The organism is Aeromicrobium halocynthiae, assembly GCF_039531385.1.
Taxonomy (GTDB): Bacteria; Actinomycetota; Actinomycetes; order Propionibacteriales; family Nocardioidaceae; genus Aeromicrobium; species Aeromicrobium halocynthiae.
Genome location: NZ_BAAAPY010000001.1, coordinates 556,255 through 572,419 on the forward strand (window position 1 = coordinate 556,255; position 16,165 = coordinate 572,419).

Here is a 16,165-nt window from a genome sequence, read left to right on the forward strand (position 1 = left end):
GCACGGCATCGGACTCAGCGAGCCGCAGCGATCCGCCACCCGTCGTCGGTGCGAGTCAGGGTGATGCTCCGTGCGACGGGCTCGGGGGCCGGAAGCAGTCGCCAGCGTCCACGATCGTCGACCACCCACGTGGGGCCGAGCACCTCGACCACGTCGAGCACCGTCGACGACTCGCCCGCGTGCCGCGCCTCGCAGACCAGCCGGTGCAGGGCCGCTCCACGGATCCGGAGCCCGCGCTCGCGGTAGGAGGCGATGACGGCGGCGTCGGCGGCGCGGCCCGCCGTGCCGGCGTGCACCTGGTTCAGGGACCGCGGGTCGCCGGCGGCGAGCGCCTCGACGCGCAGGGCGTCGAGCCCGCCGAGGCGCAGGCAGTGCTCGTCGGCGTCGTCGGTACCCACGAGGGTGCTGAGGATCGCCGCCACCTGCACCAGCCACTCGGTCACACAGCCAGCGTGCGCACTCCGGCGACGTGGGGCCAGTCCTCGTCCACAGGCGTAGGCTGGCGAGGTGCACGAGCTGACGATCGTCGAGGGGCGCTACGGAGATCGCGCCCTGGACTACACCGAGGCGTGGGACCTGCAGCGGTCGCTGCACGAGCAGCGGGCGGCGGACGAGATCGGGGACACCGCGCTGTTCCTGGAGCACCCGCCGGTCTACACCGCCGGCAAGCGCACCGAGCCGCACGAGCGGCCCGTCGACGGCACCCCCGTCGTCGACGTCGACCGGGGCGGCAAGATCACCTTCCACGGACCCGGGCAGCTCGTCGGCTACCCGATCACCCGGCTGCCGTCGCACGTCCTCGTGGTCGACTACGTCCGCCGGGTGGAGGAGGCACTCATCCGGGCGGTGGCCGACGTCGGACTGACCGCCGGCCGCGTCCCGGGTCGCTCGGGGGTCTGGTTCGCCGCCGGCGGTGGTCGTCCCGAGCGCAAGGTCGCGGCGATCGGCATCCGGGTGGCGCGTGGCGTCACCATGCACGGCTTCTCCCTCAACGCCGACGTCGACCTCGCCTGGTACGACCGGTTCGTGCCGTGCGGGATCGCCGACGCCGGCGTCACCACCTTGTCCGTCGAGCTCGGTCGGACGCTCGGCGTCGAGGAGGCCGCCGGCCTCGTGCGCCCTCACCTGGTCGAGCTGCTCGCCTGGGGTCCCTACACGCCGTCCCCAGACGTGACGGACACCGACGTGACGGACACCGGCGTGACGGACACCGACGCGACGGACCCCGGCACCGACGCTCGTGGGCGCGGTTCCGGGGTCCCGGTTCTCGGCCTCAGTCGGCCGACATCGTGAGCGCCTCGCGGTAGGAGATCTTGTCGCCCGTCCGCAGCAGGGTGCGCTCGTAGACGCGAGCCGCGACGCGGATGATCAGCACCATCGCGACCACCGTGCCCGCGATCGCCACCGCGGTCTGCCACAGCGGGACGGCCTCCTGCGCCATGCGTGCTGGCATCACCATCGCCGAGACGATGGGAGACATCGACACGACCTCCTGGACCGTGCTGTTGCCGAAGAAGAACGCGAAGTACGGGATGAACAGCAGTGCCTGTGCCGGTGCCGTCGTCGACTGCAGGTCCTGCTGTCGCGACGCGAGTGCCCCGGCGACGGCCCACAGGCTCGCGAGCGCCATGAAGCCGAGCACGAAGAACACGACGTACCAGGCGATGGCGCCACCCACCCGTTCGAGGCCGGCGTCGATGCCAGAGACGGCCAGGCCAAGGGCTCCGGCCGCGAGGTAGAGGACGACCTGGCCTACCGCGATGACCGTGTGCCCGGCGATCTTGCCCCAGAGCAGGTCCCGGATCGGGACGGTCGCAGCGAGGATCTCGACGACGCGGCTCTCCTTCTCCTGGGCCACGGCCCCGGCGATCATCATCCCCGAGCTGATGGCGATGAGGAAGAACACGATGATGAAGACGAATCCGGTCGCGGTGCCCAGCCCGTCGTCCTCGTTGGCGTCGAGGAGACGCTCGGGCACCTCCGTGCCCTGCTCGAGGTCGGCGAGGTCGACCCCGGCCTCGGCGGCGTTGGACTGCAGTGCCGTGGTGCTCGCCGCGGCGGTGAGCGCTCCGGCGAGCTCGCTCGGCACACCGTCGTCGCCGACGATCTCGAAGCCCGGGTCGGTGCTGAGCAGCGCCGCGTCGGCGTCGCCGTCGGTGACCGCCCGCTCGGCTGCAGCGGTGTCGTCGACGCGCAGGACCTCGATCGTCAGGCGGTCGTTCGTGGCCTGGCCGACCTGCTCGGCGGACTCGACCACCTGGGCGGCCGGGTCGTCGACGACGGCCACCGTGCGGTCCTGGGGCCGGTCGGCGAAGTAGCCTGCCGCGACGATGCCGACGACGATCACGAGCACCGAGATGGCCGTCGTGATCAGGAAGGACTTGCGACGAAGGACGGTGCGCACCTCGTTCTCGGCGACGAGGCGCCAGGCGGGTGTGCTCGGCGTGGTGTCGGTGGTGCTCATCGGGTGACCTCCCGGAAGATCTCGGACAGCGGTGGACGGGCTCGAGCGACCTCGACGACGGGCGCCCGCTCGACCACCAGACGGGTCAGCTCGGTCGCGTCGAGGCCCTCGAGGTCGACGAGTGCCGTGGTGCCGTCGACGTCGAGGACGTCGAGCCCTCGGACGTCGCGCAGCCAGGCGGCGTCGCTGGACGCGAACTCGACCCGGTAGCGGTCGGCGCCGCGGCTGCGCAGCTCCTCGACCGATCCGGACGCCACGACGCGACCGGCGGACAGGACGATCAGGTCGTCGCACAGCCGCTCGACGAGGTCGAGCTGGTGGCTGGAGAACAGCAGCGGCAGGTCGGCGGCCTCGCGCGCGAGCAGGTCGACCATCGTGTCGACGGCGACCGGGTCGAGGCCGCTGAACGGCTCGTCCAGGATGAGGGCGCTCGGCTCGTGGACCAGCGACGCGGCGATCTGGACCCGTTGCTGGTTGCCCAGGGACAGCGCATCGAGGATGTCGTCGGCGCGATCGGCGAGGGAGAAGTGCTCGAGCAGCTCGTCGACCCGTTCGGTCGCGCGGGCGGCGCTCATCCCGTGCAGCCGCGCGAAGTACCGCAGCTGCTCCCCGATCGGGGACCGGGGGTACAGCCCGCGCTCCTCCGGCATGTAGCCGAAGGCACGACGGTCCTGCGCGGTGATGGGGGCGTCGTTCCAGAGGACCTCACCGGCACTCGGGGCGAGCACTCCCATGATCATGCGCATCGTGGTGGTCTTGCCCGCGCCGTTCGCGCCGACGAAGCCGGTGGTACGGCCCGGGCGTACCGAGAAGGACACGTCGTCGACGACGGTCGTCTCGCCGTAGACCCGGCTGAGGTGGTTGACGGTGATCATGGTGACCACGCTAGGAAGTCGCACACCCGACGTCATCGGCCACGGGGACGAACCAGCCCTCGTCCCCGCGACGGAGGCGTGCCGGTCCGCAGGTCAGTCGGCGTCGTCCATCAGCCCGGACTCGTGGGCGAGGATCACCGCCTGGACCCGGTCCCGGGCCTGGACCTTGGCCAGGATGCTCGAGACGTGCGACTTGACGGTGGCGCTGCTGACGAACAGTCCTGCGGCGATCTCCGCGTTGCTCTGCCCCCTCGCCATGGCGACGAGCACGTCGCGCTCGCGATCGGTGAGGGTCTCCAGGCGCGGGTCGCGCTCTCGCGGCGCCCGCGAGGTCGAGCGCTCGATGACCCTCTGCGTCACCTCGGGTGCGAGCAGGGAGTGCCCCTCTCGGCCGATGGCCTGGACGAGCTCGTCGGGTGGGCAGTTCTTCAGCAGGAAGCCGCTCGCACCCGCCTCGAGCGACGCGAACAGGTACTCGTCGTCGTCGAACGTCGTGAGGATGACGACGCGGGTGGCCGGATGCTCGGCGACGATGCGCTCGGTGGCCGCGATGCCGTCCATGTCCGGCATCTGCACGTCCATGAGGACGACGTCCGGCGCCAGCTGCGCGACCTTGCGGACGGCGTCGGCACCGTCGCGCGCCTCACCGACGACGACGATGTCGTCCTCGACGTCGAGGATCATGGCGAAGCCCTTGCGGATGAGCTCCTGGTCGTCGACGAGGAGCACCGAGGTGCGATCGGTCATGGTTGCTCCTGGGTCGTCGGCGGGGAGGACGTCGGGTCGAGCGGGATGCGCACACGCACCCGGAAGCCTCCCGTCGGTCGGGGACCGACCTCGGACTCGCCGCGGTGCATCGCGGCCCGCTCGGCGATCCCGGTCAGGCCGAACCCGCCGGAGGGTCCGGCACCGGCTGAGCTCCCGCGACCGTCGTCCAGCACCTCCACCTCGACGCTCGGCCCGGCACGCCCGTCGTCCTCGACGTCGGACCCGAGGTGGCGGACCGTGACCGTGACCGTGCGCGCGCCGGCGTGACGCTGCACGTTCGTGAGCGCCTCCTGCACGATGCGGTAGAGCGTCAGCCCGATGGTCGCGGGGACGTCGTGCGGCTCCCCCACCACCCGCAGGCTGGTCTCGGGACCCTCGACGGACGCGACGAGGTCGGTGAGGTCGGCGAGGCCCGGTTGCGGACCCCTGCCGCCTGCCGTGTCGTCGGCCTGACGCAGCAGGCCGACGAGCTGGTGCATCTGGCTGACGGCCTGTCGCGAGGACGCTGCGATCGTCTCGAGGGCCGACTCGGCCGCCTCGGGCTTGCGGTGCAGCAGTCGTGCGGCCCCGGCGGCCTGCACGCCGATGCCGCTCACGTGGTGGGCCACGACGTCGTGCAGGTCGCGGGCGATGCGGATCCGCTCGCCCTGGACCGCGCGCAGCCGCTCCTGCTCGTTCTGCTCCCGCTCGCGCCGCATCTGCTCGGCGATGTGGCTGCGCCGGCGTGCGCTGAGCCAGGCCGCCTGCCCCCACGCGATGGCCCCGAAGAAGTAGACGATGTTGATGGCGATGCTGTAGACGATGATCGCCACGTGGGCGGGCAGCAGCCCCGGGTCGTCCGCGAGGTTCATGCCCTCGGGCTCGCGCAGCACCCACAGCAGCCAGCCGAACATCCCGAGGAGGACGACCACCGTCAGGATCCTCAGCTCCCGCGGACGACGCGACCACGCCCAGGCCGAGTAGAGCGCGGCGAACAGCGTCATCTGGATGGTGAACACGACCCCCAGCTGCTCGAGCCGCTCGCCCACCACCACGAAGACCACGGACTGCACGACCAGGACCGTCAGCGGGAACCGCCGCCGACCGGCCAGCACGAGACCGGCGACACCGAACCAGAGGAAGGCCTCGACGCCTCGCCAGCCGAGCTCGGCACCGGACGCGCTGCGGAAGAGCTCCACGGACGCCATCGCCACGAGCGCGGTGACGACGCCGATCACGACATCGACCCTCACCTGCGCGCGCGTCGGGGCCGGGCGCGTCCAGGACCTGTCGAGCATCGTCACGTGCGAGAGCCTAGGCGACGAGGCGTACGCTGGACGGGTGACCATCGCACCCGAAGGACGCAAGCTGCTGCGGCTCGAGGCACGCAACGCCGAGACCCCCATCGAGAAGAAGCCGGCCTGGATCAAGACCCGGGCGAAGATGGGCCCGGAGTACAACGAGCTGATGAATCTCGTCAAGGGCGAGGGGTTGCACACGGTCTGCCAGGAGGCCGGTTGTCCCAACATCTTCGAGTGCTGGGAGGACCGGGAGGCGACCTTCCTCATCGGTGGTGAGCAGTGCACGCGTCGGTGCGACTTCTGCCAGATCGACACGGGCAAGCCCGCTCCGCTCGATCGTGACGAGCCGCGCCGCGTCGCCGAGAGCGTCCAGAAGATGCAGCTGCGCTACTCCACGATCACCGGCGTGGCCCGCGACGACCTCCCCGACGGCGGCGCGTGGCTCTACGCCGAGACGGTCCGCAAGATCCACGAGCTCAATCCCGAGACGGGCGTGGAGAACCTGATCCCGGACTTCAACGGCAAGCCCGAGCTGCTCGAGGAGGTCTTCGACTCCCGCCCCGAGGTGCTCGCGCACAACGTCGAGACGGTGCCGCGCATCTTCAAGCGCATCCGACCGGCCTTCCGCTACGACCGCTCGCTGGACGTCATCACCCAGGCGCGCGACTACGGCCTGGTCACCAAGAGCAACCTGATCCTCGGCATGGGCGAGACCCGCGAGGAGGTCAGCCAGGCGTTGCGCGACCTCCACGACGCGGGCTGCGACCTCATCACGATCACCCAGTACCTGCGCCCTTCGCCGCGCCACCACCCGGTCGAGCGCTGGGTCAAGCCCGAGGAGTTCGTCGAGCTCAAGGACGAGGCCGACGAGATCGGCTTCGCCGGCGTCATGTCGGGACCGCTCGTGCGTTCCTCCTACCGCGCCGGGCGCCTCTACCAGCAGGCCGTCGAGCGTCGGGAGTCCAGCGGCGAGGTCGTGCTGCACCACGGCGCCTCCGCCGCCGGCGACTGACCGTAGACTGACCGCCATGTCCTCCCCCGCACCCGCCCCCGAGAAGGGCCGCCTGCGCCAGATGCGGCAGGCCTACCGCCTGACCAAGCGGACCGACAAGCGCATCGGCCTGATCCTGCTGGCCTGGTTCGTTGGCGTCGCCGCCGCGACCGGAGCGTTCGGGTACCTCGTCTTCGGCACGCACTGGCTGAGCATCGTCAGCACGACGCTGTTCGCCCTGCTGTCGGGCCTGCTGGCCGTGCTGATCGTCTTCGGTCGTCGCGCCGAGCGCTCGATGTACGCCCAGGCCGAGGGCCAGGCGGGAGCAGCGGCGGGTGCCTTGCAGATGCTGCGGCGCGGATGGCTGGTCAAGCCGGCCGTCGGGTTCACGAAGAGCCAGGACGTCGTCCACCGTGTCGTCGGACGTCCCGGCGTCGTCCTGATCGGCGAGGGCTCCAGCAGCGGGCGGGTGCAGAACCTCCTCGTCGCCGAGCGCAAGAAGCACGCGCGCATCGTGGGCGAGGAGATCCCGGTGACCACGATCGTCGTCGGCCGCGGCGAGGGCGAAGTGCCCCTGCCCAAGCTCCTCAAGCACGTCAAGAAGCTGCCGAAGAAGATCAAGCCGGGCGAGCAGACCGCCGTCGTCAACAAGCTGAAGGCCCTCGACGCGATGCGTCCGGCCGCCCCCATGCCGCGCGGGCCCATGCCCACCAGCGTCAAGGGCGCCCGCAAGATGATGCGCGGCTGAGGCCGTCGGTCAGACCCTGACGACCCGCGACGTCGAGGCGATGTCGTGGAACCCGCGTCCCTCGTCGTTCTGCAGCAGGGCGGGCACCGCGAGGCAGAGCAGCGCCGTGCGCACGGCCGCGCGCACCAGCCCGATGGGCCGACCGTCGGGCCCCTCGACGCGCATCCCCAGCAGCCGCTTGCCGATCGTGTATCCCAGCAGCCCCGTCAGCACCCACACCTGCACGAAGAACATGCCGAGGTTCCAGAGCGGGTTGACGCTCCCCTCGCCGGACAACGGCGACCCCGTCAGCAGCGCGACGCTCAGCAGCGCCACGAACCAGTCGATGATCAGGGCCAGCAGACGTCGACCGAGGGAGACCGTGGACACGCAGCGAGCCTAGCGAGTGGCCGGGCGACCTCGCCGGTCGACTTGTAACATGCCGGAAACAAAGCGGTGACGGTCGGGAAACTGCCTGTCCCTACTGTCGTCGTCAGCAGTGTCACCACTGTGCACCCGCCGTGTTCGACTAACGACGCCACTGACCGTGGCCGAGGAGGCCCCATGTTCGGCAATGCCGACGAGTTCTTCAAGTTCGTCAAGGACGAGGGGGTGGAGTACCTCGACGTCCGTTTCACCGACCTGCCCGGCATCCAGCAGCAGGTCACGCTGCCGGCATGGACCTTCGACGCGTCGGCCGCGGAGAACGGCGTCGCCTTCGACGGATCCTCGATCCGCGGCTTCCAGAGCATCGACCAGTCCGACATGGTCCTGTTCCCGGACTTCGGCACCGCCTACGTGGACCCCTTCAAGACCCGCAAGACCATCGCGATGGACTTCTTCGTCCACGACCCGATCACCGGCGAGGCCTACTCGCGCGACCCCCGCAACATCGCGCGCAAGGCGGAGGCCTACCTGGCCACCACCGGCATCGGCGACACCGCCTTCTTCGCCCCCGAGGCGGAGTTCTACATCTTCGATCGCGTCAACTACGGCACGAGCGCCAACAAGTCGTTCTACGAGCTGCAGTCGGTCGAGGCCGCCTGGTCCACCGGCGACGAGGTCGTCGACAACCGTGGCTACAAGGTCCGCTACAAGGGTGGCTACTTCCCCGTCGCGCCCACCGACACGCTCGGTGACCTGCGCAACGACATGATGAGCAACCTCGCCGAGGCCGGTCTCGTCCTCGAGCGCGGCCACCACGAGGTCGGCACCGCCGGCCAGGCCGAGATCAACTACAAGTTCGACACGCTGCTCAAGGCCGCCGACGACGTCATGAAGTTCAAGTACATCGTCCGCAACACGGCGTGGGCCGCGGACAAGACGGTGACCTTCATGCCGAAGCCGATCTTCGGCGACAACGGCTCGGGCATGCACGTGCACCAGTCGATCTGGAACGACGGCAAGCCGCTGTTCTACGACGAGGCCGGCTACGGCAGCCTCTCGGACACCGCGCGCTACTACATCGGCGGCATCCTGAAGCACGCGCCGAGCCTGCTGGCCTTCACGAACCCGTCGGTCAACAGCTACCACCGCCTGGTGCCGGGCTTCGAGGCGCCGATCGCGCTCGTGTACTCCGCGCGCAACCGCTCCGCCTGCGTCCGCATCCCGATCACCGGTGCGAACCCCAAGGCCAAGCGCATCGAGTTCCGTTGCCCCGACCCGTCGGCCAACCCGTACCTCGCCTTCTCGGCGCTGCTGCTGGCCGGCCTCGACGGCATCAAGAACAAGATCGAGCCGCCCACGCCGATCGACAAGAACATCTACGAGCTCCCGCCGGAGGAGTACAACGAGATCGACATGGTGCCGACCTCGCTGAACGCCGTCCTGGACTCCCTCGAGAACGACCACGAGTTCCTCACCGCCGGCGACGTGTTCACGCCCGACCTCATCGAGACGTGGATCGACTACAAGCGCACCGAGGAGATCCTCCCGGTCCAGCTGCGTCCGCACCCGCACGAGTTCGAGCTGTACTACGACCTGTAGTCACTTTTCACGTAGAGCTCGAACTCGGAGGCCGACCAAGAGGCGCCGGGCTTGTGGGCCTGGTTCCCACGATCGGAGGCATGCGCGAGGATGTCCGCCCTCGGGACAATATGCACGCTGGTGCGGCCCCCGAACCGAGTGCATCCGTTGACTCCCGGGTCGGGGTCGTCTCCGGTGCGGCATACCTGGTGCGGATCTTGTCGCGTTTGCGGGGGCTCAGGTTGGCGCACGTGAGGTCACCGTTGAAGTGGGCGAGCACGCGGTGGTCCATCACCCTTCGCCACACCGGGGGGAAGAGGGCGAGGACGATCATGCCGGCGTAGCCGGTGGGCAGGACCGGCGACTCCTCGAAGTCGCGCAGTGTCTGGTAGCGCCGGGTCGGGTTGGCGTGATGGTCGGAGTGCCGCTGCAGGTGGTGCAGGGGCACATTGGTCGCGATGTTGTTGGAGTTCCAGCTGTGGCTGGGGTCGACACGCTCGAAGCGTTCCTTGCCGGGTGCGCCAACCTTCTAGCGCACCATCCCGTAGTGCTCCATGTGCTTGACCACCTCGAGGAGCGAGAATCCCACGACAGCCTGGATGACGAGGTACGGCGTGATGCCGACACCGAGCCACGCGATCATCGCGCCCCACAGCACCGCCGACATCAGCCACGCGTTGAGCACGTCGTGGCCGATCCGGAACGGGTGCTGCTTCTTGCGCGCGTAGCGCTTCTTCTCGATGTTCCAGGCACTCTTGAGGGAACCACCGACCGTAACGCGGCCAGAACTGGTAGAAGTTCTCGCCGTACCTGCTGCTGGCGGGGTCCTCCGGTGTGGCGACGCGGACGTGATGGCCCCGGTTGTGCTCGATGTAGAAGTGGCCGTAGAAGCTCTGGTTTTTGGTCCTTGGGGTGGCGGCGGACCCGATCACCGGCTGAGAGTGGACGTCAGGTCGTGGCTTCGGACGTCGCCGCTTCGACGGAGAGCCCGAGGTACCTCAGTCCGACCTCGGTGATCTTCCGTGAAGTGTCCTTGCGGGACATGGTGGGCAGGGCTAGATGGCTCACGGTGAGCCTCACCAGAGCCTCCGCAGCGTCCGCCACATCGTCGGCCTGCACCCCGGGCACGTGAGCCATGAGCCACCGGGCCAACGAGTTCGAGGCCAGTTCCAGCAGCTGCGCGGAGGTCGTCAGCAGGGGGAGAATGCCCGTCGCGGTCGGGGAGGAATCGCGGTTGGCGATCAGCACCGCCCTGAGTAGAGAGCTGTTCTCAGCTTCCTCGAGCACGAATTCCACCGAGGCCGCGAGGCCGCGAGCAGCATCGGCGTCGTGGTGCGCGAGCACTCCTTCGATGCCCTCGATGAAGCGCGCCGCCTCCCTCAGGACGACGGCCTCTCCCAATCCGGGCTTGTCGCCGAACTCTTTATAGAGCAGGGCGCGTGAAATCCCGACTGCCTCGGCGATCTCACCCATGCGGACTCGCTCCCAGCCTCGATCGGCGATCAGGTCGTGAGCAGCCTCCACCACAGCCGTGCGGACGTGCTCGCGGTAGCGCTCGCGCATGGAGGGGGATGACACGGTGGACACGATAGCGACCGTGTTGCCCAACGGACTCATGTCACATCGGACCTGGCCATGACAATGAGATGCCCGTGCCTTAGGTTGGAACAAATCATGCAAATTGTCTTTATGAAATGAGTTCCATGGCTAGCTCGATCGACGCCGTCGTGGTTCCCTACCCGCACCGACGTGGCGGCCACTGCGGTTCGGGCGCGATGCGCGACCTCCTCGAATGGGCCGGGCTCGGCTGGGAAGGCCCGCCCGACGAGGGCCTCGTCTTCGCGCTGAGCGGGTCGCTGGACCTCTCCTACGTCCGGAATGCAGCGCTCATGCCACCGGTGTACCTCGTGGGTCGGGGCGGGGACCTGGAGACCGATCTCCCGACACGACTCGGCGCCGTGGTCACCGTGCACGCCACGGAGGACCCCCAGGTGGGCTGGACCTACGTGCGCGATGCCGTGCGCGCCGGTCGCCCAGCCCTTGTGTGGGCCGACATCGCAGAGCTGCCCTACCTGCGCGTGCGCCTTCAGATGAGTCGCCATGACATCGTCGTGATCGGCTACGACGACGTGCAGCAGCTCGCGCACGTCGTCGACAACGACCGCGACGAGGTGCAGCTAGTGCCTTACGAGGCTCTGGCTCGGGCTCGCTCCTCCCGAGGATTTCCGGTCCCGACGCGCCACACCTACTTCGACATCGCCTGGCCCGATTCGCTGCCCGACCTGGCCACCGTCGCCCGGGCGGCGTTCGCCCAGGCGGCTGTCGCGATGACCACCTCGACCGGTCCCTCGATTGTCACCGGGAAGGACACGGCGACCGGGGGCACGGGGCTGGCCGCCGTCGACCTGTTCGCCGAGGACCTCGCTCGATGGCCAGAGGTCTTCCCCGACGAGGTCTTGGACCTGGCGCTCCAGGGACTCAGCGCATTCGTGGAGAAGGCCGGCACCGGCGGTGGGCTGTTCCGGCGACTGCTCTCCAGCGGCGCCGCCGACATCGCGCGTCTGACCGGGGACGTTCGCGCGAGCGAAGTCGCCAACGCTGCGCACCTCTGCGCGGAGACATGGTCACTGGTCGCGTCGCTGGGCCGGCAGGAGGGTCCGGCCCGGGGCCGGGCGGAGCAAGCCGCCCTCGCAGCTGCCGCCCTCCCGTCGCTCGAGCGGGACCTCGTCACGGCCCTCGGGGCGGCCGGCGCACCCCAGGATGCCGAGGTCAGTGCCTGATGGGCGACGAGCTCGACCCCCGGCAGGCCCTCGCCCCGACCGGGTTCATCGACAGCGACCACCACGACGTGCGCGACTTCACCGAGTCCGTGGTGCGAGGTGTCCAGGATCCGCGTGAGCGGGTCGGGCTGCTCTTCGCGGAGGTCCGCGACCGACTCCGCTACGACCCCTACAGCGTCACCGCGGCCCCCCCGACCTACCGCGCCAGCGCGATCCTTGACGGTGGCCCCACCTGGTGCGTCCCGAAGGCGGTGCTGCTCACGGCGAGCCTGCGCGCTGCGGGGATCCCGGCCGTGCTGGGGTTCTCCGATGTCCGCAACCACCTCAACAGCGAGGCGCTGCTGGAGCTGATGGGCACGGACCTGTTCGTGTTCCACGGGTGGAGCGCGGCGTACGTCAACGGCCGGTGGCGCAAGGGCTCGCCGGCCTTCAACTCCGAGCTGTGCCGCCGCTTCGGCGTACCTCCGTTGGAGTTCGACGGATCGCAGGACGCCCTGCTCCACGCAGCCGACGGCGCCGGCCGCCGCCACATGGAGTACGTCCGCGAGCGGGGGATGTTCGTGGACCTACCGTTCGATGAGCTGATGGCAACACTGCTGGACACCTACGGCCCCGCGATGGTGCGCGGCTCGGGATCCTCGCGCCCTGAGGATCCCGCCTTCGGCGCCTGAGCACGGATGGGCCGCGCCGGCGCGGTGGCTCCACGCAGCTCGCACACCATCGTGATGAGGACGTCCTCGAGCCGTTGACGGCCCACTTCGACGGCACGTGCGGGCTCCAGGTCAAGGAGGTCCTCGAGCGGGACGGGAGCGCCGACGAACACGCTCACTTGCCGTCGCCAACCCCATCGCAACCGCCCGCTGTATGCGGGCAGGATCTCCTGGGCACCCCACTGGGCCACCGGGAGGAGCGGGACCGACGCCTCGAGGGCGATGCGAACCGCCCCTGACTTCATCGTCATCGGCATACCGTCCTCCCGCTTGCTGATAGAACCCTCGGGATACACCAGAAGGAGCTGACCACAGCGTGCCGCCTTCACCGCGTCGTCGTACCCTGCGCGTCCGGCAGCCCGGTCGACCTTGACGTGGCCGGCCGCACGGAACCACCTGCCCACGATCGGACCGTGGAAGAGGCTGTCCTTCGCCAAGAACCGCGGCACCCGCCCCGAGGCCAGCACCAGCTCCGCGACTAGCAGAGGGTCGATGTGCGAGACGTGGTTGGCGGCCAGCACTGCCCCACCCGACCGCGGGATCCCTGAGACCCCGCGCCAGTCCGGCCGGCGCAGCACGATCAGGAACGGCTTGCAGCTCAGCACGGCCACCCACCAGGCAAGGCCACGTCGCTCGGCATCGGTTTGAGGACGGTGAGGTGTCCAGATGAGCCGCATAGCGACGAGTGTAGACAAATGTAGCCCCAACGTCTTACGTGAATACAAATATGCCATCATGTCTCGTGCGTTGGCGAACGGCGGGTCATTGACTTTCGGCTATAGGCCACTCTCGTCACGACGACGACTTGATCCTGTATGCGAGAGAGACAGATGCGACGTTGTGCCTCCGCGCCCGTCGGTCTTGAATCTGAGGAGCTTTCCATGCGCGACCCGCTACGAGGCGCCTCCGGCGCAGGCGAGCAAACCGCCCCGGCGAACGAGGTACGCTCCGACGGGGGCGCCATGTCGGCATTGGAGGCGTGGATCCGCTCGATGTCGCGGCCCGAGCCGTCGGCGGAGGGACGCCTCCCCTCGCACTCCCCCACCTGCGCGGGATGCGGGACGGAGAATCCTGCCGGTCTTGCACTGAAGGTCGACGCCACCGAGGTCGGCGTTCGCGCCGTGCACCGCTTCGACCACCGTCAGGAAGGGGCGCCCGGGATCACCCACGGCGGCCTGGTCGCTGCAGCGTTCGACGACCTCTTCGGCTTCCTCCTCTACCGGGTCGGAGAGCTTGCCGTGACGAGGTCCCTGACCGTCGAGTACCTCCGTCCGGTGCTGCTGAGGACCGACTACGAGTTCTCTGCCCACGTCCGGGACCGCTCGGGACGGCGGTTACACGTGGAAGCCGCGGCGTTGGATGCGGACGGCAACCCGGTCGCCACCGCACACGCGACATTCGTCGTCGTCGATGTTGAGCACTTTGAGCAGGGCAATATTGCGGGCCGTTGATGACTCACCCGCCGATGAACGGCTCCAGCTCGACCGCTGGGTCGAGGTCGATTCCGTGTGCGGCCAAGGCATCGTGCAGCACTAGAGTGACGTGGCGCGAGAGGCGCCCCACCATGACCTCGAGGGTTTCGTCGCGCTGGTCGAGCCACCAGATGATTGTCGCGTCGACCATCCCCATCACGCCCACCAAGATGCCCTCGGGAAAGGTCTCCTCGGCCGAGTTGGTATAGCCGCGAGCCGCCGCAGCGATCTCGTCCAGCAATCGCGAGCGACCCATCCGAGCGCGGTGAAGGGTGCGACTCTGCCCCCGTGCGGCTAGGAAACGGAAGAGGTGAGGGTGGACGTCGGCCCAGGTGGCGCAGGCGTGGACCAGCCCCTCGACGACCTGTGAGGGCGTGCCGCGCCGAGTCAGGTGGGGCCGGACGCAGGCAATGAGGTCCTGCGCGGCGAGGCGTACCACATCGTCATCTAGGTCCTCACGGCTGGAGAAGTAGCGGTAGACGTGCGGCCTCGGGATGCCAGCCCGCTCGGCAATCAGGGCCGTGCCGGCACCCACTCCTGCCTCGTCAACGACCTGCAGAGCGGCGCTCGCCACCTGTTGTCGTCGCCGCGCCCGGACCTGATCATCGCGCGACGACCGGCGCCGCACCGTCGAATCCACCCATCGCCCGACCTCGACCACAAGAGGCAGCCTATGCGGGTTCGACGAAACCAACGACTCCCGGGTCCGCATGCATGGAACACCTTGTACCCAGGGCGACGGGTGTGGTCAGATTGGTACACCCTGTACCCGACCTGCCGGAGGCACCCCTTGCCCACTCGTCGCTCCCCCTGGATGGACAAAGACCTCGACGACGTGCGCGACCTGGCACGTACGTTCTGTGAGAAGGAGATCAAACCGCACATCGAGACCTTCATCGCCGACAAGCACGTCGACAGGGAACTGTGGAACCGCGCTGGTGATGTCGGTCTGCTCTGCCTGTCGATCCCCGAGGAGTACGGCGGCGGCGGCACCTTCGCCCACGAGGCCATCCTGATCGAGGAGCAGGCACGGGTCGGCGACAGCTCCTGGGGGGCGTCCCTGCACAACGGCATCGTCGCCCACTACCTGTTCGCCTACGGCACGGAGGAGCAGAAGCAGCAGTGGCTTCCCAAGATGGCGTCCGGCGAGGTCGTCGGCGCGATCGCGATGACCGAGCCCGGGACCGGCTCGGACCTGCAGAACATCAAGACCAAGGCGGTGCGCGAGGGTGACGACTACCTTGTCAGCGGCTCCAAGACCTTCATCACCAACGGCTCGCAGGCTGACCTGGTGCTCACCGTGGTCAAGACCGATCCGGACGACCGCGCCGCCGGCATCTCGCTGATGCTGGTCCCCACCAGCACGGAGGGCTTCTCCCGCGGTCGGGTGCTCGACAAGATCGGGATGAAGGGGCAGGACACCTCGGAGCTCTTCTTCGACAACGTCCGCGTCCCGGTCACCAACCTGCTGGGCCTCACCGAAGGCCAGGGCTTCGTGCAGCTCATGCAGCAGCTCCCCCAGGAGCGGCTGTTGGTCGCAGTGTCGAACGTCGCAGCCATGGAGTTCTGCCTGGCCGAGACACTGGCCTACGTGCGCGACCGAAGCGCCTTCGGACGGCCGATCTGGGGGTTCCAGAACACCAAGTTCAAAATGGCAGAGGTCGCTACGGAAGCTCGCGTGGCACGGTCCTTCGTTGACGAGTGCATCCAGCTCCACGTCGGCGAGGGTCTGGACATCCCCACCGCCGCCATGGCGAAGCTGTGGTGCTCCGAACGAGCGCAGCGCGTCGCCGACACCTGCCTCCAGCTGCACGGCGGCTACGGGTACATGAACGAGTACCCCATCGCCCGCATCTGGGCCGACATGCGCGTCTCCCAGATCTACGCCGGCACCTCCGAGATCATGAAGGAGATCATCAGCCGGTCCCTGTGAGGACCGACCCGGCTCCGGCGGCACCGCTGGAGCCGGCGGGCCGGGCCTTGTGCGCCGAGCCCCGCGGGATCCTCCGCGTTGAGCAACGGCACAGGACGCCCACAGGGCGCGATCGCGCGCCACGGATCATCCGAAACGACCGCGAGCGTCGCGTGGCGCTCGCGGTCGTCTCCTGTCCCGTGGCTTAGGCCGGGTGCTGG

18 protein-coding genes are annotated in these 16,165 nt (G+C 68.9%); 8 read left to right on the forward strand and 10 right to left on the reverse strand.

The features are described from left to right. Positions 1-14 precede the first annotated feature (14 nt). Positions 15-443: a hypothetical protein gene (locus tag ABD213_RS02700; protein WP_344323957.1), complete on the reverse strand. Its 429-nt coding sequence runs from the start codon at positions 441-443 to the stop codon at positions 15-17. Between the two features lie 64 nt (positions 444-507). Here ABD213_RS02700 and lipB point away from each other — a divergent pair, with 64 nt between their 5' ends. Further along, the gene (gene lipB, locus ABD213_RS02705; protein ID WP_344323958.1) at positions 508-1,293 is read left to right on the forward strand and encodes a lipoyl(octanoyl) transferase LipB; all 786 of its coding nucleotides are present in this window, start codon (positions 508-510) and stop codon (positions 1,291-1,293) included. Here the strand turns inward: lipB and ABD213_RS02710 are convergent. The 4 genes from ABD213_RS02710 to ABD213_RS02725 form a co-directional block, all read right to left on the reverse strand. After that, positions 1,274-2,464 (reverse strand): ABC transporter permease, encoded by a 1,191-nt coding sequence (locus ABD213_RS02710; protein ID WP_344323960.1) that lies wholly within the window; start codon positions 2,462-2,464, stop codon positions 1,274-1,276. The genes lipB and ABD213_RS02710 overlap by 20 nt on opposite strands. Further along, on the reverse strand, positions 2,461-3,339 hold the full coding sequence (locus tag ABD213_RS02715; RefSeq protein ID WP_344323962.1) for an ABC transporter ATP-binding protein: 879 nt from the start codon (positions 3,337-3,339) through the stop codon (positions 2,461-2,463). The genes ABD213_RS02710 and ABD213_RS02715 overlap by 4 nt, the downstream gene beginning before the upstream one ends. Before the next feature lie 93 nt (positions 3,340-3,432). Beyond that, positions 3,433-4,086 carry a response regulator transcription factor gene (locus tag ABD213_RS02720; protein WP_344323963.1) on the reverse strand — a complete coding sequence of 218 codons (654 nt, stop codon included), beginning with the start codon at positions 4,084-4,086 and terminating at the stop codon, positions 3,433-3,435. After that, complete coding sequence (locus ABD213_RS02725; RefSeq protein ID WP_344324689.1) at positions 4,083-5,384, reverse strand: sensor histidine kinase; 1,302 nt, start codon at positions 5,382-5,384, stop codon at positions 4,083-4,085. Before ABD213_RS02725 ends, ABD213_RS02720 begins: the two co-directional genes overlap by 4 nt. 43 nt (positions 5,385-5,427) lie before the next feature. Between ABD213_RS02725 and lipA the strand changes: the two genes are divergently transcribed. Together lipA and ABD213_RS02735 are read left to right on the forward strand one after the other, a co-directional pair. Beyond that, on the forward strand, positions 5,428-6,399 hold the full coding sequence (gene lipA / locus ABD213_RS02730; RefSeq protein WP_344323964.1) for a lipoyl synthase: 972 nt from the start codon (positions 5,428-5,430) through the stop codon (positions 6,397-6,399). 16 nt (positions 6,400-6,415) lie between these two features. Continuing rightward, positions 6,416-7,126 (forward strand): DUF4191 domain-containing protein, encoded by a 711-nt coding sequence (locus ABD213_RS02735; protein WP_344323966.1) that lies wholly within the window; start codon positions 6,416-6,418, stop codon positions 7,124-7,126. A gap of 9 nt (positions 7,127-7,135) precedes the next feature. Here ABD213_RS02735 and ABD213_RS02740 read toward each other — a convergent pair whose 3' ends face one another. Further along, on the reverse strand, positions 7,136-7,495 hold the full coding sequence (locus ABD213_RS02740; RefSeq protein WP_344323968.1) for an RDD family protein: 360 nt from the start codon (positions 7,493-7,495) through the stop codon (positions 7,136-7,138). A gap of 174 nt (positions 7,496-7,669) precedes the next feature. On the opposite strand from ABD213_RS02740, the gene glnA reads away from it, so the two are divergent. Then, a complete protein-coding gene (gene glnA, locus ABD213_RS02745; RefSeq protein WP_344323970.1) occupies positions 7,670-9,091 on the forward strand; it encodes a type I glutamate--ammonia ligase in 1,422 nt (473 codons plus the stop codon). A gap of 508 nt (positions 9,092-9,599) precedes the next feature. On the opposite strand, the gene ABD213_RS02750 is transcribed toward glnA, so the two are convergent. After that, complete coding sequence (locus ABD213_RS02750) at positions 9,600-9,755, reverse strand: hypothetical protein (protein ID WP_344323972.1); 156 nt, start codon at positions 9,753-9,755, stop codon at positions 9,600-9,602. A gap of 263 nt (positions 9,756-10,018) precedes the next feature. Beyond that, the gene (locus ABD213_RS02755) at positions 10,019-10,633 is read right to left on the reverse strand and encodes a TetR/AcrR family transcriptional regulator (RefSeq protein ID WP_344323974.1); all 615 of its coding nucleotides are present in this window, start codon (positions 10,631-10,633) and stop codon (positions 10,019-10,021) included. A gap of 140 nt (positions 10,634-10,773) precedes the next feature. On the opposite strand from ABD213_RS02755, the gene ABD213_RS02760 reads away from it, so the two are divergent. After that, on the forward strand, positions 10,774-11,850 hold the full coding sequence (locus tag ABD213_RS02760) for a BtrH N-terminal domain-containing protein (protein ID WP_344323976.1): 1,077 nt from the start codon (positions 10,774-10,776) through the stop codon (positions 11,848-11,850). After that, positions 11,850-12,521, forward strand: coding sequence for a transglutaminase-like domain-containing protein (locus ABD213_RS02765; protein WP_344323978.1), 672 nt, complete (start codon positions 11,850-11,852; stop codon positions 12,519-12,521). The genes ABD213_RS02760 and ABD213_RS02765 overlap by 1 nt, the downstream gene beginning before the upstream one ends. On the opposite strand, the gene ABD213_RS02770 is transcribed toward ABD213_RS02765, so the two are convergent. Beyond that, positions 12,455-13,237 (reverse strand): lysophospholipid acyltransferase family protein, encoded by a 783-nt coding sequence (locus tag ABD213_RS02770; RefSeq protein WP_344323980.1) that lies wholly within the window; start codon positions 13,235-13,237, stop codon positions 12,455-12,457. The genes ABD213_RS02765 and ABD213_RS02770 overlap by 67 nt on opposite strands. A gap of 444 nt (positions 13,238-13,681) precedes the next feature. Between ABD213_RS02770 and ABD213_RS02775 the strand changes: the two genes are divergently transcribed. Further along, positions 13,682-14,011 (forward strand): PaaI family thioesterase, encoded by a 330-nt coding sequence (locus tag ABD213_RS02775; protein ID WP_344323982.1) that lies wholly within the window; start codon positions 13,682-13,684, stop codon positions 14,009-14,011. Between the two features lie 4 nt (positions 14,012-14,015). Here ABD213_RS02775 and ABD213_RS02780 read toward each other — a convergent pair whose 3' ends face one another. After that, complete coding sequence (locus tag ABD213_RS02780; RefSeq protein WP_229662973.1) at positions 14,016-14,693, reverse strand: TetR/AcrR family transcriptional regulator; 678 nt, start codon at positions 14,691-14,693, stop codon at positions 14,016-14,018. A gap of 153 nt (positions 14,694-14,846) precedes the next feature. Here ABD213_RS02780 and ABD213_RS02785 point away from each other — a divergent pair, with 153 nt between their 5' ends. Next, a complete protein-coding gene (locus ABD213_RS02785; RefSeq protein WP_344323986.1) occupies positions 14,847-15,965 on the forward strand; it encodes an acyl-CoA dehydrogenase family protein in 1,119 nt (372 codons plus the stop codon). Positions 15,966-16,165 lie beyond the last annotated feature (200 nt).

Bases quoted from the DNA above. Each gene is read 5' to 3' on its own strand.
- ABD213_RS02710 (WP_344323960.1), bottom strand. From the start codon at position 2,464: ATGAGCACCACCGACACCACGCCGAGCACACCCGCCTGGCGCCTCGTC.
- ABD213_RS02715 (WP_344323962.1), bottom strand. From the start codon at position 3,339: ATGATCACCGTCAACCACCTCAGCCGGGTCTACGGCGAGACGACCGTC.
- ABD213_RS02720 (WP_344323963.1), bottom strand. From the start codon at position 4,086: ATGACCGATCGCACCTCGGTGCTCCTCGTCGACGACCAGGAGCTCATC.
- ABD213_RS02725 (WP_344324689.1), bottom strand. From the start codon at position 5,384: ATGCTCGACAGGTCCTGGACGCGCCCGGCCCCGACGCGCGCGCAGGTG.
- ABD213_RS02735 (WP_344323966.1), top strand. From the start codon at position 6,416: ATGTCCTCCCCCGCACCCGCCCCCGAGAAGGGCCGCCTGCGCCAGATG.
- glnA (WP_344323970.1), top strand. From the start codon at position 7,670: ATGTTCGGCAATGCCGACGAGTTCTTCAAGTTCGTCAAGGACGAGGGG.
- ABD213_RS02755 (WP_344323974.1), bottom strand. From the start codon at position 10,633: ATGCGCGAGCGCTACCGCGAGCACGTCCGCACGGCTGTGGTGGAGGCT.
- ABD213_RS02760 (WP_344323976.1), top strand. From the start codon at position 10,774: ATGGCTAGCTCGATCGACGCCGTCGTGGTTCCCTACCCGCACCGACGT.
- ABD213_RS02765 (WP_344323978.1), top strand. From the start codon at position 11,850: ATGGGCGACGAGCTCGACCCCCGGCAGGCCCTCGCCCCGACCGGGTTC.
- ABD213_RS02770 (WP_344323980.1), bottom strand. From the start codon at position 13,237: ATGCGGCTCATCTGGACACCTCACCGTCCTCAAACCGATGCCGAGCGA.
- ABD213_RS02785 (WP_344323986.1), top strand. From the start codon at position 14,847: ATGGACAAAGACCTCGACGACGTGCGCGACCTGGCACGTACGTTCTGT.